Here is a 24,345-nt window from a genome sequence, read left to right as displayed (position 1 = left end):
CCTTATGCGAAAGCAAATATTTTCACATTCTTTAACTATTAAACAATCAAGCCAAGGACAACCCTAACCGTGATTTCAATTTTTTTCTCAGATTTAATTCAGGAAATTGGTAATCACCAATAAAACAGGAAGGTAATCTTTCAATTCTTTTCGAAGATGTTTCAACGCTTTTGTCATGTGCGCCTCCACGGTTTTCACCGTCACATCGAGCGCTGCAGCAATTTCCTTATTGGATTTATCCTCAAACCGGCTCATGTAAAATACGCGCCGACAATTTTCCGAAAGGCCGGAAATTGCCTCTTCAATCTTTTCCTTTAATTCAGAAAATTCCAGGTATTGATGATCCATCCGGTTGAGAGCCTCATAATTGAAATGCATCTCCAGATATTTCATCCGGTCATGATGCACAGCCAGCACTTCTCTCCGCTTTAAACAGTTCAGGCAGTTATTCTTGGCAATGGTATAGAGGAAATTACGAATATTCGATTCAGTCGAAAGGGACTCACGAATCTCCCAGAGTTTCACAAAGGCATTTTGGGCAACCTCCTTGGCTTCATCTTCATCCTGAAGATATTCTTTCCCCAGGTGAAAAAGCATAGGATAGTACTGGTCAAAAATTGACCGAAACTCTTCGTTGCTAATGTTTTTTAATTCCCCCGCCATATCCCGGTTAATAAGTCCAGTTATCCGATGACGTTAAATCATGGCGAGTAAACTTAACAATTATTGCAAAATTTCTAATAAGATTTAATATCAAATATCAGGCAACGAAAGCCTATTGAGTTCCGGGAGACATTATAATCAGATAAATGGAGTCAGATTTCCAAATCAAACCAGCGTGAAATTATATCACATTTTCCATTCCCGTCTTTGTGATCAAATTCGCCGGTGTGCCGGTTGTATATGTAATCTTCCTTCCAAAGATGCGCATTGGCAACCACTTTCTCAAGCGAGTCCATAATGTAGTCCAGTTCAGTATTGGTCATGGTAGGATGCAATGACAATCGCACCCATCCGGGTTTCTCCGATAAATCGCCGCTATTAATTTTCTCAGTAATCCGATGCGACATTTCGCGATCTACGTGCAGTAAATAGTGTCCGTAGGTTCCGGCACAGGAGCAACCTCCGCGTACCTGGATACCGAACCGGTCGTTCAGCAAACGAACTACCATGTTGTGATGGATGCCCTCCACATAGAAAGAGATTACTCCCAGGCGTTCCCGGGCTTCCTGCGCCAAAATGAACACTCCGTCGATTTTGCTGAAGCCTTTGAAAGCCCTCTTTAGCAGTTCTGTCTCTCTCCCCTTGATTTTATCGATCCCCATTTGTTCCTTCAACCGGACACACATGGCAGCACGAATGGCCTGCATAAAACCGGGCGTACCGCCATCCTCACGAATTTCAATATCATCTACGTAAGTGTGTTCTCCCCAGGGATTCGTCCATTTCACCGTGCCACCTCCGGGATGATCGGGAATGCGGTTTTTGTAAAGCTTCTTATTAAAGATGAGGACACCCGAACTTCCGGGACCGCCTAAAAATTTGTGTGGAGAAAAGAAGATGGCATCCAACCGCTGCATCTCATTCTTAGGATGCATGTCAATATCGACATACGGTGCCGACGCAGCAAAATCGACGAAGCAGTAACCATCGTGCTCATGCATGATTTGCGCCAGTTCGTAAAAAGGGGTAATCACGCCGCTTACATTGGAACAAGCCGAGAAAGAACCAATCTTCACTTTTCGGTTCGCATATTTCTGTAGTTCGGTACGAAGGTACTGTGGATTGACCATCAGGTTCTCATCCGGTTCCAGCACCACCACATCGGCCAGCGATTCCAGCCAGGGAGTCTGGTTGGAATGATGTTCCATATGCGTCAGGAAAACCACAGGCCGCTCTTCCCGGGGAATATCGCAGAACTTCATCAGCTTTTCAGGAATCTTCAACCCCAGAATACGCTGCAGTTTAGCGAGCCCCGACGTCATCCCGAATCCGGTCGTAAGAATTACGTCATCGGCATTGGCATGCACATGTTTCTTGATAATCGCATGGGCCAAATGATAGGCCTGCGTCATCGTGCAACCCGTTTCCGATGCTTCGGAATGCGTGTTACCCACCATCGGACCGAACTGCTCCAACAGTTTTTCCTCGATGGGACGGTAAAGCCGGCCACTGGCAATCCAGTCGGCATACACCAAAGGCTGTTCGCCGTAAGGAGATTCAAAAGTCTGGTCGATTCCCAGTATATTCTTGCGAAATGAATCGAAGTATTCTTCAAGTTTGGTCTTCGTTTGTGTCAATGTCGTCGTCATAGTCGGTTGTTGAAACTTTCTAAAGATGGAAAAATAACCTTAATCTGTAATCCATTTTTCGAATGTTTTCCAGACTTCCCCATTGAAAAAGATATATTCCGGCTATTATTTATCGCATGTAATTTGAATTCTTCAATAGTTACCAAAATCTCTTTTGTCAATAAAACGGCTTGTTCTTCACCAAATTAGTCAACTGTTAAGCAGGCAAATCACAGATTTTTATTGTAGATTTAATAAGGTTTTGGCTTTCGCAGGCACGGCTGAGGAGAGGGCACGCCAATACACTTCTTCAGAGAAAACAATTAACCAATAAAACCAATTGATTATGGCAAAAATTGTCGTGCTGGGTGCCGGTATCTCTGGCCATACGGCGTCAACCATCCTGAAAAAGAAATTGGGGAAAAAACATGAAGTAGTAGTGATTGCTCCAAACACCTACTACCACTGGATTCCTTCCAATATCTGGGTTGGCGTTGGCCGGATGACGGTCGACCAAATTCGTTTCCGGCTGGATAAACGCTACAAAAAGGCTGGGATCATTTTCAAACAAGCCAAAGCTGTCTCCATTCACCCGGAAGGAGACAGTGAAATCGGCAAAGGATTTGTAATCGTTGAATACACAGGTCAGGACCGCGTTGGCGAAACAGAGAAGGTCGACTACGACTTCCTGATAAATGCCACTGGCCCGAAACTGAATTTTGAGGCAACTGAGGGGCTGGGACCCGATAAATTCACCGAATCGGTTTGTACCTTCGGTCATGCTGCCCAGGCATGGGAAAAGCTGCAGGGCTGCATCCAAAAGATGGAGAACGGCGAAAAGCAAAAGATTCTCATTGGTGTCGGGCACCCGATGTCCACCTGTCAGGGTGCAGCATTCGAGTATATTCTCAACGTTGCCTTCGAAATCAAGAAGCGCAAACTGTCACACATGGCCGAAATCAAATGGATTACCAATGAATTCGAGTTGGGCGATTTCGGTATGGGCGGCGCTTATATCAAGCGTGGAGGTTATATCACGCAGACGCGCACGCTGGCCGAATCGTTCTTCCGCGAACGCAACATCAGCTGGATTAAACGGGCAGGTGTAAAGAAAATCGAAGAGGGCAAGGTGCACTACGAGTCCCTCGACGGAACAACCGGCGAAGAAACGTTCGATTTTGCCATGCTGATTCCTTCCTTCACAGGACCGGGAATTAAAGCTTTCGCCAAAGATGGAAGTGACATGACCGATACGCTGTTCGCACCGAACGGCTTCATGAAGGTGGATGCCGACTACACCCCAAAACCATTCGAACAATGGTCGGCCGATGACTGGCCTTCAACCTATCAAAATCCCAGCTACGAGAATATCTTCGCAGCAGGAATCGCCTTCGCACCACCGCATGCTATTTCCAAACCGATGACCAGTCCGTCGGGCACGAAAATATTCCCGGCGCCACCGCGTACCGGAATGCCTTCGGGTGTAACCGGAAAAGTGGTCGCCCAAAACATTGCTGACTGGATTAGTACCGGTAAACCGCAGATGAAACACAAAGCCTCCATGTCCAAAATGGGAGCTGCCTGTATTGTCTCTGCCGGGTACGGAATGATGAACGGAGCCGCTGCTACCATGACGGTCTTTCCCATTGTGCAGGACTGGAAAAAATATCCGGAATACGGTCGTGATATTTCCTATACCATCGGCGAGGCCGGATTAGCCGGACACTGGCTGAAATGGTTCATGCATTACATGTTTCTGCACAAAGCCAAAGGCTATCCTTTCTGGTGGCTGTTACCCGAATAGAAATAGTAAAAATCAAAAGATATGGAAGAACAAAGTAACCAAACCATTGCATACTCCGAGGAGTCGTATCCACCGGTTCCCACACGGGCAACCCGTTTCTGGAGAGCATTCATCCCCTGGCAACTGTACCGCTGGGTAGTGCTAAACATCAAAATCCTCCGCATCGTCGCCGGAGGACATTCATAGGTTGGATTCGAAAGGCTGTCTGCTATCTCAGGCAGCCTTTTTCCAGTAGCAAAAGAGAATTTGCAATGAGTAATGTGTAATGATTAAAGAGATACACGGGTTGGGGTTATGTCGGCATGTACAAAAAGGCCTGAAGGGCCACAATTCCATAACTTTGGGGAAGGAAGAGCGGCTATCGCCGCGATGACGCCGCCCCAAGATTGAATGCCACGCATTTTAAGGAGGCGCACATACTGACTACAATTGAAATGGGAAGTTCCTGCGCCGCACATACCAGTGTATCTTTGACAGGATGGATAATGCGTAATGATTTAAAGAGTACGTGAATTTAGGTTCTGTTAGTATATACAAAAAGGCAGGCCTGAAGGGTCGGGTATATGTTTTTTATCAGATGACAAGAAAGAGGCATTAACAGTTGAAGCCCTTCAGGCTTCTATTGGGATATTCATTCTTTTTACTTGGGGAGGTGCCCCAAGCTTTATAATTTCAGGCCTTCAGCCTGACCAATAACAGAAACAACCGGAACTCTTCTAACCTGAAACCCGCCCCGTCAGTGCCACTTAAAAAACCGCAGCCCCAACGAAAAGAAGAAAACCCCGATAGCCGATAAAATCACAAACGGCAAAGCAATATCCGTCAGCCCCAACCCTTCATTAAAGATTCCCCGGATACCATCCGCCAGCATTGTTAGTGGCAGTTTCTGAATCACCGGAATACTCCAGTCCGGGAAGTTGTGGTAACTGAAGAAGATACCAGACAAGACCATCATTGGCATCACCACCAGGTTAATAAGGCCGTTGCCCACTTCGGTATTGGCGGTATGCGATGAAACGAAAATGGCGATTCCGGCGAAAGCCAGGTTACCTGCCATAAAAATGGCCAGCAGACCGGGAATACTTCCCTGAATGGTAATTCCGAAAACCAGCCAGGTAACCAGTACCAGCAGCGCCGATTCGATGAAATTCATCACAAAACGTACGGTAATAAAGGCAATCAGGAAGTTGGTCTTCTTCATCGGGGTAGCCACCATACGCCGCAGCAACTTCTTCGAGCGACGATCGATAATACCGTAACTGATACCCCACATACACGACATCATCGCATTCATGGCAATCAAACCGGGAACCAGGAAATCGATATAACGTGTTCCCGCTAACGTTAGCGGTTTGATTTCACCGTTGTCCTGCGGCGTATTCACCGCTTTACCGTTCAGAACGCCCGACAGCTTGATATAAGTCAGCTGAGCATCCGGATTACGCGGATCGAAATGATATTCCGGCTTTCCTTTTTGCTCGGTCAAAATCACATTTATCTGGCCGCGTTTCAGCAAAACCATCGCCTCTTTCCAATCGGTTTCCCGGAAAAGGAAGGTGGTATTTCCCATTTGCTTATCGGGAATCGTGTAGCTGTAACGAAACGAATCCGCTGCCACTTCCGGATTAGGCTGTGCCTCGGTGAGCAGGAAATGTTGAATAGACGAACTGTCGACCGATGCGTCAATGACCGCTACTTTGCGCACTACATCCGTTTTCTGCGTAAAGGCAATGCCCAGTCCCAACGACATCAGGATAGGAAACACAATGCCCCAGAATAGTACGCCCGGTTCACGAAGTAGCTCCCGGGAGTAAGAAAGCGTTAGTTGCCAAAGCTGGTGGTTCGATAGTCGGTTATTCATGTAAATGTCTTCCGGTTAACGTAGTAAATAAATCGTCGAGCGTTGTACGACGGCACTCCATATCCTGCAAATGAAGCCGGTTCTGTCGCAAATATTCCATGAATTCCGGCAGCTGAGTATTCATATCCTGCACCGCTACCTTTCCACTCCGCTGCATTCCGTTCCATTGCATTTCACCGATTTTGCCATTCGTTGGAGGCAAGGTTTCCGGACCATCTTTCAGCGAAAACTCAATCACCTTCTCTCCTTCCTCGCCCTTCAGCAACTGCTCCAGCGTTCCTTCCCGCAACACTTTCCCGTGGTCGACAATGATAATATAGTCGCACAACTGCTCCGCCTCTTCCATGTAATGTGTGGTCAGAATCATCGACGTTTCGGCTTGTTCTTTCAGCTTGCGCAGAATAGCCCAGATTTCCCGCCGGGCATTCGGGTCGAGGCCGGTGGTCGGCTCGTCCAGCAACAACACCTTCGGCTTATTCAGCAGCGAAATACCCAGCGCCAGCCTTTGCCGCTGACCGCCGGATAGGTTCCCCACAAATGCTTTGCGCTTCTCTTCCAGGGCCACCAACTCAATAATCTCCTCTACCCGCTCCTTTCCCAATCCGAAAAAGCTGGCAAACAAACGAAGTGTTTCGTACACCCGCAGCTTATCCGTAAAACGGGTTTCCTGCAACGACAAACCAATCAAATGACGAAGTTCATCCTCATGGTGCTTCCACGTCTTCCCCATGATGCGGATTTCGCCCTTGTCGGGATGACGGATACCCTCAATCATCTCCACCAGCGTAGTTTTACCGGCACCGTTCGGTCCCAGCAGCGCCACAAACTCCCCCTTCCCGATGGTCAGGTTCAGTCCCTGCACCGCATGAACCGTCTTGAAGGACTTGTGCACTTCCTTCACCTCAATCACCGGTGTATGTATGTTTTCCATAAGCAAAGCGTTTCGGTGATGTAAAACTAATTGAAATCAGGAACAATGAGCAGTGAAAAACAACTAATCTGACGTTGTTGCAACTCCATTCCGTTTTCGACCAATTACACCATCCCGACAGGATGAAAAACCTTGCTTTGCCAACACGGGCCTGAATACCAAAGTTTCCCGGACGGGAGCTTCAAGGGGCAATAATCGTCCAATAGGCAAACCGATTATAGCACAAAACATCCAATATTTCCCCGCAAGTGGGGCCCAATTAACAGAAGATTTTTATCTTTCCGTTTCCTGTAGAATTGCTAAAAAAGCTCCTGCTACAACAACAAACTAATGCTGATTATGAAATACACATTGTTTATCATCCTGCTAAGCATCGCCTCGCTGTGTCAGGGACAAACGCCCAAAGATTTCATCACCAACCCCATTGTCAACGGATATTACGCCGACCCAACCATTGTAAAGGCAGACGGCACTTATTATATCTACGCAACCATTGACCCCTGGGGCGGAAAACAACTGGGCGTTCTGGAAACGAAAGACTTCAAACATTTTCAAATCAAACACATCGACTGGCCCACCAAGGAAGCCTGCACCAGTCCTACATCAAAAAACTCGATGGTTTGGGCTCCTTCCGTGGTAAAAGGCCCCGACGGTAAATATCACATGTATGTTTCGGTAGGCAGCGAAATCTGGGCCGGGGTAAGTAATACACCGCTCGGCCCCTGGAAAAATGCCAAAGCCGACCATTCACCGTTAATCAAAAGTAACCGGTTTCCGGAGTATCATATGATTGATGCCGAGTGTTTCGTCGACGACGATGGACAGGTTTATTTATACTGGGGCTCGGGGTTAAACTGGGTCAACGGGCATTGCTTTGTTGCGAAACTGAAAAAGGACATGGTAACCTTCGACGGTGAACCACGCGATGTGACGCCACCTCACTACTTCGAAGCGCCTTACATGTTAAAACGCAACGGCCTTTACTATCTGATGTACTCGCATGGGAAAGCCATCGACTCTACTTATCAGGTACGCTATTCTGTTGGAAAAACTCCCTACGGCCCGTGGAAAGAAGGCAAAAACAGTCCCATTCTGTCCACCACACCCGACGGGAAAACAATTGGTCCCGGACACCACACTGTTTTCAAAGCAAACGGACAATACTATATCTTGTATCACCGCATTCATCCGCAGAACAAAGACTACGTTTTAAGACAACTGTGCATTGACAGTCTGAACTTCGATAAAGAGGGATACATAGAAAAAATTCATCCGCAGGGAGTGGCCGGTTTCAGGTAATGCGACTGCCTGTTCGACTTCCAATTTATCAACCGCCTCTGGGCTGTTCGGGGAAACATCCCGGCAAATAAACTACGTCCCGGAGGGACAGTTTAATTCAGCCCACGGGCAATGCCCTGGGTAAAAAGCCCACCTTACCACCGGAAAGTTGTTCTCAGCACTGGCCCAAACCCCTCTCTATTATTAGAAAAGGGTTGCGGTGAGTAAATATTGAAATGGAAAGTCAGCAAGAAATTTCGATGCCCCCAATTTCGTTGTTCATTTCCACTATTGCCACGCAGGGACACGATACATCGTGGTCGTGCAGTGCACAGTAAAATTAATAACTGCAGAGCGCTCCCTATCCTGACAGGTTTCGAAAACCTGTCAGGATTTGCTCAATCAAGCCCCGGCCAATTAAAAGCGCTGCAACCCGCGACCGTCCCCTCCCCGTTTGCGGAGGCCGGGTGGAGCTATTACCACGCCAGCCCTAAATAATCCGACTGCACGACTAAGCTTTGGCTAAAATCAACCATTCCAGCAAATAAACGCACTTTGAAAATCCAGTCATTCATTCCAACTCCGGCCCCGTAGGGCCACGATACATCGTGGCCGTAAAACACCCCTGGAAAGCAAGATCTGTCAAACAAGTCCATTAAAAGCGCTGCAACCCGCGACCGTCTCCTCCCCGTTTGGGGAGGCCGGGTGGAGCTATTACCACGCCAGCCCTAAATAATCCGACTGCACGACTAAGCTTTGGCTAAAATCAACCATTCCAGCAAATAAACGCACTTTGAAAATCCAGTCATTCATTCCAACTCCGGCCCCGTAGGACCACGATACATCGTGGCCGTGAAACACCCCTAAAAAGCCAAATCTGCCAAACAAGTCCATTAAAAGTGCTGCTATTCGCGACCGTCTCCTCCCCGTTTGGGGAGGCCGGGTGGGGCTATTAAACCACGCCAGCCACAAGTGTTCTTCGCCGGAGGAGGATTTCAGATAAAAATCATTCGCAAATCTTTCCCCAAATAACATAAAACTCTTAAATTCGATCACCAAACAAAATTATAACCATAAACACTTACACATGAAAAAAATAATCAAAGCATCAGCATTAGCTTTTATCGCTATTAATCTACTTTCCTGCGCCACCGGTATCCCTATTTCAAATACCCGTTCCGATAACAACAGTACCTACCGGGTACAGTATCTTTTCGAGCACGACGGCTGCAAGGTCTATCGCTTTCGCGATGAAGGCCACTACGTCTATTTCACCAACTGCAGCGGGGAAACCACCAGCATGGTAAAAGACTCCACCGGGACAACCCGCATCACCAACATGATTCGAAATCAATCGACCAATAAGTAGCACTCTTACTCCCTATCCTGAAAGGTTTTGAAAACCTGTCAGGATTTCCCCAATCAACGCCCGACCAATTAAAAGCACCGCAGCTCGCAAATATCCTCCGTTGGAGGAGGATTTTGCAATTAACCGCTGAAACACCAACCATCCATTTCTATTACACACCCCGTAGGGCCACGAAACATCATGCCCACGAAACACCCCTAAAAAGCCAAATCTGCCAAACAAGTCCATTAAAAGCGCTGCTATTCGCGACCGTCTCCTCCCCGTTTGGGGAGGCCGGGTGGGGCTATTACCACGCCAGCCCTAAATAATCCGACTGCACGACTAAGCTTTGGCTAAAATCAACCATTCCAGCAAATAAACGCACTTTGAAAATCCAGTCATTCATTCCAACTCCGGCCCCGTAGGGCCACGATACATCGTGGCCGTGAAACACCCTGAAAAGCAAGATCTGTCAAACAAGTCCATTAAAAGAGCTGCTATCCGCGACCGTCTCCTCCCCGTTTGGGGAGGCCGGGTGGGGCTATTACCACGCCAGACACAAGTGTCCTTCGCCGGAGGAGGATTTTAGATAAAAATCATTCTCAAACCTTTCCCGAAACAACATAAAACTCTTAAATTCGATCACCAAACAAAATTATAACCATAAACACTTACACATGAAAAAAATAATCAAAGCATCCGCATTAGCTTTTATCGCTATTAATCTACTTTCCTGCGCCACCGGTATCCCTCTTTCAAATACCCGTTCCGATAACAACAGTACCTACCGGGTACAGTATCTTTTCGAGCACGACGGCTGCAAGGTCTATCGCTTTCGCGATGAAGGCCACTATGTATATTTCACCAACTGCAGCGGACAAACCACCAGCATGGTAAAAGACTCCACCGGGACAACCCGCATTACCAACATGATTCGAAATCAATCGACCAATAAGTAGCACTCCCTATCCTGACAGGTTTCGGAAACCTGTCAGGATTTCCCCAATCAACGCCCGACCAATTAAAAGCACCGCAGCTCGCAAATATCCTCCGTTGGAGGAGGATTTTGCAATTAACCGCTGAAACACCAACCATCCATTTCTATTACACACCCCGTAGGGCCACGAAACATCATGGCCGTGAAACACCCCTGGAAAGCAAAATCTGTCAAACAAGTCCATTAAAAGCGCTGCTATTCGCGACCGTCTCCTCCCCGTTTGGGGAGGCCGGGTGGAGCTATTACCACGCCAGCCCTAAATAATCCGACTGCACGACTAAGCTTTGGCTAAAATCAACCATTCCAGCAAATAAACGTACTTTGAAAATCCAGTCATTCATTCCAACTCCGGCCCCGTAGGGCCACGATACATCGTGGCCGTGAAACACCCTGAAAAGCAAGATCTGTCAAACAAGTCCATTAAAAGCGCTGCAACCCGCGACCGTCTCCTCCCCGTTTGGGGAGGCCGGGTGGGGCTATTACCACTACAGCCCGCAAAAAACCAAGACATTTCAACAATAATTCCCGCAACTACTCCCTACCCATTTCTAATTATTCATTTTTTACCTACCTTGGGTAATCGAAGACATAAACCAATATGAAGACAAATCCTGGTAGTTTCTTCAATATGCTGACAAGAGTAACATAATTAAGTACACAATACATCTCGTCTGGGGTGTGTAACAACAACTTTTCAAACGTTAAAGGAGAAACAACAACAATATTGATATACACTAGTTACAGGCAAGCTAAATAAACAGCAATCAGTAAATGAAAAGTCTTAAGGAAACATATGATGAATGGAGATGGCTAACTTACAATCAGCTTGACAAGTTACTAATTCAATCAATGGTAACAGGACAACATCCTTTGCTGATAGGTCAAAAATATTGCGACAATATACATTACAAGAACTATACAGAGGAAAATTTAAAAAAATACGAAATAGGAGATTTTTCAGTTAGCCAAAATTTGATTGAATCATATGATAAAAAAATATATGCTGACGCAAAGAAAATGACAGAACAGCATTCAACATATTTCTTTGGCCAATTTTATTTCCTCAGGTCGGTTTTTATTGAAAACTGTTATATAGATATTACTTCTTTCAAAAAGAGAGAATTGTTGCAAACAATCAAAAGAAATATTATTTACTACCATTGGTGGGATAAATTATCTTTTCAAGAACTTAGTAATTGTATAACAGATAAACATTTTACAAAGAGTACCTGCAAATTGATTCCCAAGGAAAATCTTCATAAATATTTTAAAAACAGATTTAGGGATAAAACTGAGTTTGCAAATTATCTTTTAAGTCATTTTGAACCAAGAGAGGCGATGATAAACGAAATGAATGAAACATCTAGAGGTAGTGTTGTTTTTGATTATGGATGGCTATTTCAAAATGAATTTATAAAATCAATCCGAATTTTTGAAAACGAGTGTAGATTAGAATTTGATGAAAAAATTGTTGGTGTATTTTATAATGAGAACTTACTGTTTCGAGAAATAAAAAAAACATTTGAAAAAAAATACACGGTTATTTCTCAAGGTTCACCTGAATGGTTGGGTCTTCAAAGATTTGATATTTATTTCCCTGAATTAAATATTGCAATTGAGTACCAAGGAGAACAACATCAGCAACCCGTTGATTTCGGTGGCAAAGGTAAGAAGGTAGCTTTTGCACAATTTCAAGACAACCTGAAAAGAGACGAAGAAAAAAAGGTTAAGGCAAATCAAAATGGTTGTGAAATAATTTATGTATACCCTGATTACAATATTAATCAAGCTATAAGAGACATTAAAAAATCAATAAAAAAAAAGAAATTATCAAACAAAGCCAGCCTGTAACATACTGCGTATTGCATGGCTATTCGGTCTTTCAATGAATGGTAAATGATAAGTTTTAAATTTTTGCCCACGCGCTTCGGCTTTTAAAAAGACGTTTGGAATAGAACGATATGAAAATAGAAATTGAGAAATTAAATAGAAAATTAGCAAACGAAGTGAACGTTTTGCGAACACTAAAATTGTGTGAATTTCTAAACCAGTTTGATTTTCCGTCACTGTTTGGGGAAAAAATAAAAAAAGACGAATACAGCTCAATACATTCGATTTCACAACTATCGGAAATAGATGAACATATTGTAGAATTTGCCATAAATGAATTATTGAAGAAAAAATATGTAGATGTTAAAAATGACAAGTATAAAATAAATACTGATGGACTTGCCTATTTATATTTCAAGGAGTTCAAACAAGACCAGCTAGATTGGACAACCAATAATCCCATAAGAAAAATTAAAAATGTCTCAGCATGGTTATATCCTATTATTGCTTTAGTGACATTAGGGTTATCAATTAGGAATTGCCATAGATTAGATGCAGATTCAAATGTATCTATAAGCAAATTAAAGCCAAACCATGCAACAGACGTAACCAAGCAAATAAACAAAACACCTAGTATGGGTGATACTATTATAACAAATGATAGTACCTACATTTTGGAATAATTTAATAATAAATTCCGCCCTAAAAATTTGAAACAATGAAAATCAATACATTTAGTCGAGTGGCGTGGTAAGAAATTACTCTACGACAACATGTACCAACCGTTAAAACTAAATTCCCACATCATACAGATAAAAGAATACGACAAAACAATTCATCTACAGATTCCTTTATTTTTTAATTCAAATTCCCTATCTTAGCTATCGTTGGTATCAGACAGAGAGAGAAAATCCAAAAACACGAAGCAGACAGACCGGTTCAACCGGAAGAGGTACCACATCCACCGGTAGAATGACAGAAGCAGCAAGAAGAGAGGCTATGTTCTAAGAAAAAGAACGTCCGGAGCTGGATAAAAGACGTGCGTAGCGGGATAAAAACAGCCGGGACCGGGATAGACAAACGCCGTAGCCGGATAGAGATGCCCCGGACCTGGGAAGAACAGGTCGGGAGTAAAACAGAAAAGGCCGGGACCAGGGAAAACGGGCTCGGGAGTGAGACAGAAAGGGTCGGGACCGGAAAAAATGAGCTCCAGACCTGGGAAAAAAGGGTCGGGAGTAAGACAGAAAAGGTAGGTAAGTAACTAACAGAACGGCTTCACCAACGAAAATGATCAATTAACGAGTTATACATTCAACCTAAATCCATTTTACCATGACAACATCGTACAAAACAGACGCCGAAATTCTTGACCTGTACAACACCGCATTAACCAATGCCGAAAACCAGCCGGAAATTGCGGCTGCCATGGCCGAATTCGGGTACAGCCCCGAAATGCTTGCCGAAGGCCGTCAAATCCTCGTCTCAACACGAAATGCCTACAATTTCAACAAGAAGGAGGATGACGAAACCGTCGATGCGCGCGTCGACTACAAAGCGCGTAAAAAGGCGCTCTACCAAACATTCAAACGCGATCGCAAAAAGGCCCGTATAGTCTTCCGCAACGATGTGGTGACCCTGTCGCAACTCGGAGTGATTAAATCCATCCCTCATAGCTACGTCAGTTGGGTCGATACCATGAAATTCTTCTACAACATCGTTGTAGATAACGCCTCCATCGCAGGCAAACTGGCCCGGTTGAAACTCACGGCCGATGCAGCCACCGCTACCCTCGCCGACATCGAAGCCATGGAGAGCGCCCGCAAATTATACTACCGGGAAATGGGAGAATCACAGGAGGCAACCCAGGCTAAAGACGCCGCCTTCGCCGTTATCGACGACTGGATGACCGATTTTTACGACGTAGCCATCATAGCACTGGAAGATAAGCCTCAGTTACTGGAAGCATTGGGTGTGCTTGTACGTAGTTAGCTTTCTCATTTCACCTCTCAGCACACCTTCATCAGGCCGGCCCGGCAACTCCACAACGGGCCGGCTTTTTTATTCCTCGTCACATTTTCTAATTTTACCGTCCGCCGGAATTCAACACCGGATTTCGGAAACAGAAAAGAATAAGCATGAAGGTTACCTACCGACAAATTGCACCTGATGATAATGCTCCCCTGGCGGAGATGATTCGGAAAGTGTTCCGGGAATTCAAAATCGACCGTCCGGGAACCGTTTACACCGATCCCACCACCGACCACCTGTACGAGCTTTTCCAGGTACCGAAAGCGGAATACTGGATTGCTGAAGCCAGTGGCGAAATCGTGGGCGGATGTGGCATATATCCATCCAACGGTCTGCCGGAAGGATGTGCCGAGTTGGTGAAGTTCTACGTAGCAGCTTCGGTACGCGGAACCGGAATCGGCAAACAATTAATGGCACAGTGCATCGATTCGGCACGCGAACAAGGCTACAGGCAACTCTACCTCGAATCGCTCCCCGAACTGGAAAAGGCGGTAGGCATGTACAAAAAAGCAGGCTTTCGCCGATTGGAACAACCTGTCGGCGATACCGGGCATTACGCCTGCACCATCTGGATGCTGAAGGAGTTATAATTCCACAGTAAGAGATTATCGAAGAATGTTATTGATTATGATAATATTTTATTAAATTCAGGAGGTTATAATTCCTGTTCCCAACAAGAATTTTAACCGAAAGAATTTGACCAATAAATATTATCTGACCATGGCTAAAATCAAATTGGAATTCGAAAAACTCACTATTCTTCGCCCCAAAGAAAGATGGCAACTCTATTTCGTTATCGTAGCTGAACATCCAGAAGACAACGACAAGATGGTGCTCACGACCACGCCTGAACCATACATCCGGCTTACTCCTCGTCAAAAAAACGTGTTGAACTTTGTTCCGGAAGCAACCGATGACGGCGCTGATGGTTTATTTATTCTTGAAAGGGATATGCCCGAAGATCGTCGCATTAAAGTACGGGTTTATCTTCGCCATTGCCGGAAGCATACACGTAGTGCCGGTGAGATGCTCCAACAGGTAAAGGGCCAGCTAGGCAAGCACGCCTTCGATATTGTCGGCGATATGTTGGGTGCCGGAGCACTTCCCTGGCTGGTGATTTCAAAAGAAGCATTGCCATTAATCGGTGGCATTCTGCGAAGCATTAAAGACCGCGACTTCGGTTTTGTGTCGATGGACGAAGAGTTCGATGAGGAGTTTGAAACACAAACGGAACTCGACCGTATGAACAACTTCTCCACCGGTGATGCACGCATTGTTTGGAGTTGGTCGGTTGACGAATAATCCGAAAAAATAAAAGCTCAGACTTTGACTGCTCGTTTCATTCAACGTAAGCAATCAGAATCTGAGCTTTCTTTATGCCAAAACTCTGTTATTCTTCCTTTTCCACGAAAGTGATACCGTAATTCTCCAGTTCATTCAGCACTGGCTCGTAAATCTCCTTCCGATTGGGAATATGCACACCAGTCAAAGCTATTTGTCCGGTCATGACCATCTTAGTGGCAATGGCTAACGGCAATCCCACCGTCTTTGACATCGCTGTATGCACACAATCCTCGCCCAAAACAACCATCGAAGAAGTCATCTTCACCGGGTGTGCATCACCTTTTCGATTGTAAAGTAGCTTGTGCCACATCACCACCATGTCTTTATCCTCGGGCTCCATCTTCCATTTCTCCGAAAGGATATGTTCCAGAATCTGCGCAGGAGTAGCTCTTTTCAGGCCAATCTTTTTATCACTGAATAGCTCCAGAAATTCCAGCTTATCGATAATGTCCGAATCCTGATCGATGTGCATGTAGTGATACAGTTTCAACCGCACCGATGCTTCGGCATAATAGAGAAACGAGTTGATGAACTCCTTGTAGGTCATGTTCCCGGTATTCTCCATGAAGTACGTGTCGTCCGTGGCGCCCAGCTGTACGAAAATGTCCCACGCCCGGCAGTATCCCGGTCGCCGTAACGTTCCCCGGTAAACGGTAGGAACTCCCTGCAGGTTGTACTTGTCGATGTACTTCAACGAATCGCGGTTAGCATACCCCTCGAACTTTCCAAATCCCTCGATATCGATTACTTCGGTGCGCCGGAAAAGACGATTGTACGGGATGTACTTGTATTTTCCTTCCTGAAGAAATTTGGCGGGTCCGCCCTGCCCGGCAACCACTACATTGCGGGGATTCCAGGTGAATTTGTAATTCCACGGATTGTTGTCCGATTCAGGTGCTACCAGTCCTCCGGTAAATGACTCGAAATCGGTAATAGCGTGACCTTCTTGCTTTACACGATCTATCAGCCTCATGGCCGACATATGATCGATACCCGGGTCAACACCCATTTCGTTCAGAAAGAGTAAGCCTTTCGCCTTTACTTCTGCATCCAGGCCGTTTAATTCGTCGGATACATAAGAAGCCGTTAGCAACGACTTACCAAATTTGAGACAAGCCAGCGCCACCACCTGGTGCAACCGGGCCGGCAACATCGATACCACAATATCGGCCTGCTCAATTTCCAGGTTTCGCTGCTGCTCATCGAACACGTCGAAGACAAGAGCTCGGGTGGGCGGCGTTATTTTTTCCTTCACCAGGTTAATATCCTGATCACCTACCGTGATTTCCCAGCCAAAGGTAGATGCCTGTTCTTCCAGATACCGGATTAGCGTAGCAGAGGAACGCCCGGCGCCGATGATGAATATTTTTTTCATACTAAAAGACAATAGATATTAGAATCAAGATTTTAGACTCCAGACATTAGAATAAAGATTTCAGACCACAGCCTTTACGTGGAATGGAATTCTCCCACTCTCCCTTTCACCCTTTCTCATCTTCTCCTAATCTCCCCCATCTCACACACTCGTCTTCACACTATCACACACTTTTTCAATTCATGAGTTTACCCAATCTTCCAGGTATTTATACCGCTCCGTTAGCTTACCGTTTTCGGTAATGGTAGCCCGTTGGACAATACCTTCGGAATCATCGCCCAGTAAAGACGGCAACACACGGTTGATGAGGTTTTCGCCAAAATCGACAGAAGCATCGCGAGGCAGTTCGGTAGGCAAATTATCCACCGACATGACGGTAATGTTTTTCGGATTGGTAAAAGCAACTTCTTCCTGTTCCGTTACCGGATTGTATCCGTAAAACGGCTCATCGATGGTAGTAGCTCGCAACGTAGAAGGAATAGAACCTTTGATATCGCAGGTAATATCGGATATCACCCTGATGCGGAAATCCGGACTGCGCATATCTTCCGGGGTAAATAAAACCGGAGCATTCGGGTCCCAGTAAGCCGCTGAAATGAGCAAATCGGTAGTTTTGGCAAACCGAAGAAAATTACCTTCGTATTCCTGTGGATTTTTCACAAAATGTCCAAAATCAAAAGCGCTGCCATCTTTGCGTTTGTTGTAAGCATCCGGCTCGAGCTGCACATACACCGGCTCATCGACGTGGTCTGTAGCGAGATATTCTTCAATACTCACTTTCCGAATCTTCATCTCGTCCAGCATCTCCATAACGCCATGGGTAACTCGTCCACCACCGGTCACTGCTATTTTCAACGGAGGAAGTTCCAATCTTCGGGCTTCGGATTTCATCTCAGCCAAATCGTGGCACTCATAAGCAGGCTTCGGTTCAGGCAACTCATGACGGATGGTTAGCGCACGCAAACCTTTGTAACTACCAACCAGCCCGGCAAACCGGCCAAAACCAATCACACGCATTCCATTCGGCTCGGTTAATACTTCATAATCTATCAAACGAATTCGCTTTCGCAGGATTTCCTGAAGAAGTTTTTTGTTGTACGGTTGCTTTTTGATGGTGTGAGAAAAGAACAGATACGTTTTATCCTCCATCAAATCGGGGATCGGTACCTCTTTCACTCCCATCAGGATATCGCAATCACTCAAATCGTTGTTCATGGAAATGCCAGCGTCCAAATAGTCTTTATCCGGAAAACAACGGATGGGACTGGATTGAACTGTCAGTTCCACTTGCGGAAAACGTTGGGCGATTTCGAGACACTGTTCGGGCGAAAAAGGCACACGCCGATCGGGCGGTACTTTACCTTCTTTCAGGATACCTAGCTTCATTCGCAGAAATTTTATTCAGTTAATAAAAAGTTTGAACCGGAATTGGGTGATATAAACAGGCTCTAACAATAGATTTTTGGGAAATCCCCATCAAGATAAGAAAATATGCGTTGCTTATCATATAAAAAGCAACTTTCGATACAACTACACACGTTTGCAAAACCGGAGGCAGTACAGAAAGTTAACTGAACCATTCATCGTACTTTCTGCCTGCCGTCCGGTTGCGACACCAACGAGCTTGTCAAATGTATGAACCTGTCAAAATGCTACACGTTGAACTCGATTCCCTGAGCCAACGGTAATTCCGAACCATAGTTGATGGTATTGGTTTGTCTGCGCATATAAGCTTTCCAAGCGTCAGATCCTGATTCCCGGCCGCCACCGGTATCCTTTTCCCCACCAAAAGCACCACCAATTTCAGCGCCGGAAGTACCAATGTTAATATTGGCAATTCCGCAATCGGAACCTTCGTGCGACAAGAACCTTTCAGTTTCCAGCAGGTTGGTTGAAAACATCGCAGATGACAGACCTTGCGGAACGGCGTTGTGCAGTTCGATGGCCTCATCCAGCGTACTATATTTAATCACGTAAAGCAGCGGAGCGAACGTTTCTTCCTGAACGATTTCATAATGGTTTTCCACTTCGGCAACGCAAGGCACCACGTAGCATCCCGATTCGCAACTGGCGTCCTTATAAACTTCACCACCAAAGAGGATTTTGCCACCTTCGGCTTTCACCTTCTCAATAGCTTTGAAATAAGTATCCGAAGCTCCTTTGTCAATCAGCGGTCCCACATGGCTCTTTTCGTCCAGCGGATTACCAATCTTCAAGCCCTTATATACATTAATGAGTTTTTGCTTAAACTCTTCGTAAATACTTTGATGAAGAATAACGCGACGGGTAGATGTACAGCGCTGTCCTGTTGTTCCGACAGCACCGAACACGATGGCCCGAAGCGCCATTTCCTGGCTGGAAGTCGGTGTTACAATCACGGCGTTATTACCGCCCAATTCGAGAATGGATTTGCCCAAACGCTCACCGACCAAACGGCCCACTTTCTTACCTACGCGGGTAGAACCGGTAAAGGAGATCAGCGGGATGTTCTTATCGCTGAACATGTCATCACCCAGGTATTTCGAGCTGGTAGCCACTAGGTTCAGTACACCTTCCGGGATATCGTTACGATTCAGTACATCGGCCACAATGTTGTGAACGGCAACCGCACAAAGCAAAACTTTCGACGATGGTTTCCAAACGATCACATCACCGGCTGCCAGAGCAATCATAGCATTCCATGCCCAAACTGCTACCGGGAAGTTAAATGCTGAAACCACGCCAACAATGCCCAACGAATGATACTGGTCGTACATACGGTGCTCAGCACGCTCCGAGTGCATGGTGAAGCCATACAACTGACGTGACTGGCCAACCGCGAAATCACAGATATCAATCATCTCCTGAACTTCGCCCAGACCTTCCTGGTAAATTTTCCCCATCTCATAGGAAACCAAACGACCCAGTGGTTCTTTGTATTTGCGCAGTTCCAAACCAATCTGACGAACTATCTCTCCACGTTTCGGGGCGGGTACCTTCTTCCATACCTTGAACGCGTCCTTTGCCGTATCGATCACTTTCCGATAATCTTCCAGTGTTGCTTGTTTAATTTCGGCAATAGCTTTTCCATCTGCCGGCGAATACGACGTAAGTTTATCACCGGTAGTATCAATCCATTTCGTACCGGTACACAACCCCGGATTCACATCTTTGATGCCTAATATTTTCAGTACATCCTTCATTTCTTGCATACTATCTACGTTTTATGTTGTTATATATTCTCAGTTCATTTAAATGGTTGTTTCGCTTTCGCGGATCCAGTTCACCAGACCGCCCTTTCCCAGAATCTGCATCAGCTTTTCGGGCAGCGGATTGAAATGGAATATTTTCGTTCCGATATAAATCACGCCGGAAGCCATATCAACTTCCACACTTTCTCCTTTATGGAAAGCATTGACAGCTTCGGGTAACACAATAATGGGAAGCCCCTGGTTGATGGCCGAGCGGAAGAAAATCCGGGAAACCGATTTCACGATAACGGCACGTACACCGGCTTTAACCAAACCAACCGAAGGATGTTCGCGCGAGCTTCCGCAACCAACGTTTTCACCACACACAATGATATCGCCCAGCTTCACATTTTCAGCAAAGCGATCATCAAAGCCTTTAAATAAATGTGGGACAATCTTCTCCGGTTCCGAACTGTTAACCTCGTACGTCAAACTGCCGGCAAACATCTGGTCGGTATTCAGGTTATCCACATCCGCGTAGTTCCACACACCACTCTGCCGACGATTATCTCCGGGATCTATTACCACGGTTGCCGTCTGCTGCTTGTGATACGGAAACTTGTGCGCAGAGGTTGCCCTTTCGGGCGAAGTAATTTCACCACGCAAAGCGGAAGCGGCCACCGTTGCCGGCGATGCCAGGTAGATAGAAGCATTCTTGTTACCCATCCTTCCCAGAAAGTTGCGGTTAGCCGTTGAAATTACATTGATGCCATCAGCCGGAATTCCCTGCCCTGTTCCCAAACATGGACCACACGAAGGTGAAAGAACATTTCCACCTGCTTCCAGGAAGATTTCTACCAAACCTTCCTTCATGGCCTGTAGGTATATTTCACGCGAAGCCGGAGTTATCAGCAACTGGAATCCTTCCGGTATTTTATGCCCTTTTAGAACCGCTGCCGCTGCCCGCAAGTCTTCGATACGACCGTTGGTACACGTTCCGATTAAAGCCTGAGCAACCGGCGTTCCGGCTACTTCATCCACGCTCTTTACGTTGTCAACATGGTGCGGACAAGCCGTTACCGGATACAATTCCGACAGATTGATGGTGTACTCTTTCGCATACACAGCATCATCATCGGCCCAAATGGCTTTGAATTTGGCTCCGAAATATTCTTCCAGCCTTTCATCTGCCGGGAAAACAGCGTTCTTGGCCCCCATTTCCGAGGCCAGGTTCGCAATGGTCATCCGGTCGGCAACCGTGAGTGTTTTCACACCTTCGCCATGGTACTCTATGGACATGTAATCAGCCCCTGAAGAACCAATCATGCCGATGATATACAAAGCCAAATCCTTCGCATACACATGCTCCGGCAATTTCCCCGTCAGGGTAATTTTGATGGTTTCAGGAACGCGAAACCAGGTTTCACCCTGTTTCCATAACCCGGCTGTTTCGGTCCGGTCGATACCAGCTGCAAAAGCGTTGAAAGCTCCTGCTGTGCAGGTATGACTATCGCTACCAACGACCAACATTCCCGGCCGTGCATGACCAGCCATCAACTGGTGGCATATCCCCTGCCCCGCATCGTGAAAACTTGATACGTGTTGATCTTTTGCGAAATCGCGAATTTGCTGATAGTCGTTCGCCAGCTTGGCGTTAGTAGGTGGTGCGTTGTGATCGAGCACCAGCAGTAATTTATTGGGATCGGCAACCCGGTCGCCGCCCATCTTGCGGAATATCTTTTCGATACTCGATGAATTATCGTGCGACAGGATGATATCCGGTTTGGCAAACACAATGCTTCCAACCGGAGCACCCAAAATCTTTTCAGCAAACGTTTTTCCTGACATACGCCAAATTTTTAACGTTATACATGAAGCAAATCTCCCTTTCGGTAGATTTCCATTTGAACATCAGAGAATGGCTGAACCATAACGTTTTTACCGTTTTCCCTGTTGGTTATCTTACCGGTTTCAAATTCAACAGTAATCACATTACCATTCTGCAGATCCAGCTCTTCAACCGACTCATAAGTCATAATCGGGAAACCGGCATTGATGGCATTTCGCTCGTAAATAGCTCCGAACGATTCAGCCAAAACAGCCTGCACGCCCAACGACTTGAAACAATCGACTGCTTGTTGACGAGAACTTCCTGCACCAAAGTTTTTCCCGGTGATGACGATATCACCCGGTTTCGCTTTGGTGGCAAAATCTTCCCAGCCTTTCAGGTTGCCAAAGGTGTATTTCCCCATTTCCGACAATTCAGTAATCGCCAAATGCTGGTTATGGAAAATCATGTCGGTATCGATGTTGTCTTCGATGATCAACCAAACCCTTCCTTCAATTACTGACGGCTTTTCTTTTTCATTATCATGATGTGTTACCAGCACAGCTTCCTGCTTGCCATGTCCTTCCTCGAATAGTGAAGGTCGTTCCGGCAAATCATCTTCAGTGGTAATATGACCTGCTACCGCAGAAGCTGCAGCCGTAGCCGGCGAAGCCAGATAGACGTCGCCTTTGCCCTGCTTACCGGCAAAGTTCCTGTTTCCGGTACTAACGGTTTTCTCGCCAGGTCCGTTTTGTCCCACCTGACCCGCAGCACATCCGGCACATCCGGCATTGCTTAGCATAGCGCCGGCATCTTTGAAAATACGAATCAAACCTTCTTCCATGCAGGCATTCCACACCTCATCTGTAGAAGGAACGATTTTCAGGACCACTCCGGGAGCTACTTTCCGGCCTTTCAGAATCCGGGCTGCCGCACGCATGTCTTCCATGCGCCCGTTCGTACAACTACCAATGAACGATGAATCGATTTTGGTGCCTTTTACCTGCTCCACCGGAACCACATCGTGTGGTTTTCCCGGAAGGGAAATAGCCGGAATGAAGGTTGCCATATCCAGTTCGAAAGTTTCCGCGTAATTTGCATCTCCATCAGCAAATACCGGCTCGAAATCTTCACCGGAGCGCTCTTTTGCATATTGAATTACCTCATCCGATGGCGGGAAGAAGACCGCAATAGCTCCCATTTCCGTCCCCATGGAAGAGATGGTGATGCGTTCATCCAGGGTAAGTTTTTCAACTTCTTCGCCGTAAAGCTCTACCGATTTGCCCAACAAACTACTGGCACCGAAATGCTTCAGTAAATTCAGGACAATATCTTTGGCATAAATACCTGCCGGACGTTTTCCAATAAGGGTAATTTTTACCGACTCCGGAACCTTGAACCAAACGGCACCGCGTGCCCAGGCAGCGGCGATATCGCGATCGCCCATTCCCTGTCCGAAAGCACCAATAGCCCCCAGAATATTGGCATGCGAATCGGTAGAAACCACCGTTGAGCCAGGAACAGCCAAACCTTTGTCAATAGCCAGATGGGTTCCAATACCGGAATTAATGTCGTACACCCGGATATTGAAATCGCGGGCAAAAAGCCGGCACTTTTGCTGATTGGCAGCATATTTCTGATCCGAGCCAGTTGGATTACAGTCGAAGGTGAAGAAAGTTTTATCGCTGTTCTCTATGACCAGCTGGTTATCCACCAGATTCTTCACCACGTTTGCTCCTCCAAAATCGCGGGCCAGACGAACATCGATACTGATATCGACAATTTCACCGGGTTTCACCGACTCTTTTCCGGAATGATTAGCAATTATTTTCTCAATGATGGTCATCATTTCAATTAGAAATTAAAAATGAGAAATGAACAATTGGATAGAGCTTTCATTTTGCTTTGGAATTTTTTACGATGTAATACAGCATCTTTAGAAGTTCCTCGCAACCGGGCAACAAAGAATTCAGCTTTGCTTCATCAATGTATCCCGATTGATGCAGAAGTCGCAACCAATATTTTGTTTCACGAGCTTCTTTGTAAGCAATTCCCATCTTAGCAGAAAAATCTTTCTTCGAAAATCCGCCTTGAGCCTCCTCAATATTGGCACCAATGGATGTTCCCGATCTTAAAACCTGTTTGGAAAGAATGTACTCGTTCTTTTCCTTCATCAGATACCGGGACAACTCCACAATTTTAAGTGCGAAGGCAAACGATTTATCGACGACCTGATTTTCCTTCATTGTCCATTATTCAT

At 46.0% G+C, this 24,345-nt stretch carries 21 protein-coding genes; 10 read left to right on the top strand and 11 right to left on the bottom strand.

Translation table 11 applies throughout. The features are described from left to right. Window positions 1-93 precede the first annotated feature (93 nt). Together GJU87_RS06320 and GJU87_RS06315 are read right to left on the bottom strand one after the other, a co-directional pair. The gene (locus tag GJU87_RS06320; protein ID WP_153638753.1) at window positions 94-663 is read right to left on the bottom strand and encodes an RNA polymerase sigma-70 factor; all 570 of its coding nucleotides are present in this window, start codon (window positions 661-663) and stop codon (window positions 94-96) included. A 152-nt stretch (window positions 664-815) separates the two neighbouring features. Then, on the bottom strand, window positions 816-2,312 hold the full coding sequence (locus tag GJU87_RS06315) for an aminotransferase class V-fold PLP-dependent enzyme (RefSeq protein WP_153638752.1): 1,497 nt from the start codon (window positions 2,310-2,312) through the stop codon (window positions 816-818). 325 nt (window positions 2,313-2,637) lie between these two features. Between GJU87_RS06315 and GJU87_RS06310 the strand changes: the two genes are divergently transcribed. After that, window positions 2,638-4,095, top strand: a complete 1,458-nt coding sequence (locus GJU87_RS06310; protein WP_153638751.1) for an NAD(P)/FAD-dependent oxidoreductase — start codon at window positions 2,638-2,640, stop codon at window positions 4,093-4,095. Window positions 4,096-4,116: 21 nt separating this feature from the next. Continuing rightward, window positions 4,117-4,281 (top strand): hypothetical protein, encoded by a 165-nt coding sequence (locus GJU87_RS21325; protein ID WP_170108985.1) that lies wholly within the window; start codon window positions 4,117-4,119, stop codon window positions 4,279-4,281. Between the two features lie 550 nt (window positions 4,282-4,831). On the opposite strand, the gene GJU87_RS06305 is transcribed toward GJU87_RS21325, so the two are convergent. Next, a complete protein-coding gene (locus GJU87_RS06305) occupies window positions 4,832-5,956 on the bottom strand; it encodes an ABC transporter permease (RefSeq protein ID WP_153638750.1) in 1,125 nt (374 codons plus the stop codon). Beyond that, the gene (locus tag GJU87_RS06300) at window positions 5,949-6,887 is read right to left on the bottom strand and encodes an ABC transporter ATP-binding protein (RefSeq protein ID WP_153638749.1); all 939 of its coding nucleotides are present in this window, start codon (window positions 6,885-6,887) and stop codon (window positions 5,949-5,951) included. The genes GJU87_RS06305 and GJU87_RS06300 overlap by 8 nt, the downstream gene beginning before the upstream one ends. Before the next feature lie 339 nt (window positions 6,888-7,226). On the opposite strand from GJU87_RS06300, the gene GJU87_RS06295 reads away from it, so the two are divergent. Continuing rightward, the gene (locus tag GJU87_RS06295) at window positions 7,227-8,186 is read left to right on the top strand and encodes a family 43 glycosylhydrolase (RefSeq protein WP_153638748.1); all 960 of its coding nucleotides are present in this window, start codon (window positions 7,227-7,229) and stop codon (window positions 8,184-8,186) included. 693 nt (window positions 8,187-8,879) lie between these two features. Here GJU87_RS06295 and GJU87_RS06290 read toward each other — a convergent pair. Then, window positions 8,880-9,221 (bottom strand): hypothetical protein, encoded by a 342-nt coding sequence (locus GJU87_RS06290; protein ID WP_153638747.1) that lies wholly within the window; start codon window positions 9,219-9,221, stop codon window positions 8,880-8,882. Between the two features lie 31 nt (window positions 9,222-9,252). On the opposite strand from GJU87_RS06290, the gene GJU87_RS06285 reads away from it, so the two are divergent. The 7 genes from GJU87_RS06285 (at window position 9,253) to GJU87_RS06255 (ending at window position 15,670) form a co-directional block, all read left to right on the top strand. Then, on the top strand, window positions 9,253-9,534 hold the full coding sequence (locus GJU87_RS06285; protein WP_153638746.1) for a DUF4884 domain-containing protein: 282 nt from the start codon (window positions 9,253-9,255) through the stop codon (window positions 9,532-9,534). Between the two features lie 656 nt (window positions 9,535-10,190). After that, window positions 10,191-10,472, top strand: coding sequence for a DUF4884 domain-containing protein (locus GJU87_RS06280; RefSeq protein ID WP_153638745.1), 282 nt, complete (start codon window positions 10,191-10,193; stop codon window positions 10,470-10,472). Between the two features lie 809 nt (window positions 10,473-11,281). Next, window positions 11,282-12,361 (top strand): hypothetical protein, encoded by a 1,080-nt coding sequence (locus GJU87_RS06275; protein ID WP_153638744.1) that lies wholly within the window; start codon window positions 11,282-11,284, stop codon window positions 12,359-12,361. 110 nt (window positions 12,362-12,471) lie between these two features. Next, a complete protein-coding gene (locus tag GJU87_RS06270; protein WP_153638743.1) occupies window positions 12,472-13,023 on the top strand; it encodes a hypothetical protein in 552 nt (183 codons plus the stop codon). A gap of 649 nt (window positions 13,024-13,672) precedes the next feature. Then, complete coding sequence (locus tag GJU87_RS06265) at window positions 13,673-14,329, top strand: hypothetical protein (protein WP_153638742.1); 657 nt, start codon at window positions 13,673-13,675, stop codon at window positions 14,327-14,329. Window positions 14,330-14,475: 146 nt separating this feature from the next. After that, entirely contained in the window at window positions 14,476-14,958 is a 483-nt protein-coding gene (locus tag GJU87_RS06260) for a GNAT family N-acetyltransferase (protein WP_153638741.1), read from the top strand. A 130-nt stretch (window positions 14,959-15,088) separates the two neighbouring features. After that, entirely contained in the window at window positions 15,089-15,670 is a 582-nt protein-coding gene (locus GJU87_RS06255; protein WP_153638740.1) for a hypothetical protein, read from the top strand. An 88-nt stretch (window positions 15,671-15,758) separates the two neighbouring features. On the opposite strand, the gene GJU87_RS06250 is transcribed toward GJU87_RS06255, so the two are convergent. From GJU87_RS06250 to GJU87_RS06225, 6 genes are all read right to left on the bottom strand, one after another. Continuing rightward, window positions 15,759-17,087 (bottom strand): saccharopine dehydrogenase family protein, encoded by a 1,329-nt coding sequence (locus GJU87_RS06250; protein ID WP_153638739.1) that lies wholly within the window; start codon window positions 17,085-17,087, stop codon window positions 15,759-15,761. A gap of 180 nt (window positions 17,088-17,267) precedes the next feature. Further along, window positions 17,268-18,473: an NAD(P)-dependent oxidoreductase gene (locus GJU87_RS06245; RefSeq protein ID WP_153638738.1), complete on the bottom strand. Its 1,206-nt coding sequence runs from the start codon at window positions 18,471-18,473 to the stop codon at window positions 17,268-17,270. A 266-nt stretch (window positions 18,474-18,739) separates the two neighbouring features. Further along, a complete protein-coding gene (locus GJU87_RS06240; protein WP_153638737.1) occupies window positions 18,740-20,278 on the bottom strand; it encodes an aldehyde dehydrogenase family protein in 1,539 nt (512 codons plus the stop codon). 39 nt (window positions 20,279-20,317) lie between these two features. After that, a complete protein-coding gene (locus tag GJU87_RS06235) occupies window positions 20,318-22,105 on the bottom strand; it encodes an aconitase/3-isopropylmalate dehydratase large subunit family protein (protein ID WP_194831462.1) in 1,788 nt (595 codons plus the stop codon). 17 nt (window positions 22,106-22,122) lie between these two features. Beyond that, window positions 22,123-23,934, bottom strand: coding sequence for an aconitase/3-isopropylmalate dehydratase large subunit family protein (locus GJU87_RS06230; RefSeq protein WP_228491877.1), 1,812 nt, complete (start codon window positions 23,932-23,934; stop codon window positions 22,123-22,125). A 46-nt stretch (window positions 23,935-23,980) separates the two neighbouring features. Next, on the bottom strand, window positions 23,981-24,331 hold the full coding sequence (locus tag GJU87_RS06225; RefSeq protein WP_153638736.1) for a four helix bundle protein: 351 nt from the start codon (window positions 24,329-24,331) through the stop codon (window positions 23,981-23,983). Window positions 24,332-24,345: the final 14 nt, after the last annotated feature.

The sequence above is a fragment of the Prolixibacter sp. NT017 genome (assembly GCF_009617875.1).
Taxonomy (GTDB): Bacteria; Bacteroidota; Bacteroidia; order Bacteroidales; family Prolixibacteraceae; genus Prolixibacter.
This window is presented reverse-complemented; position numbering and strand designations above follow the sequence as displayed.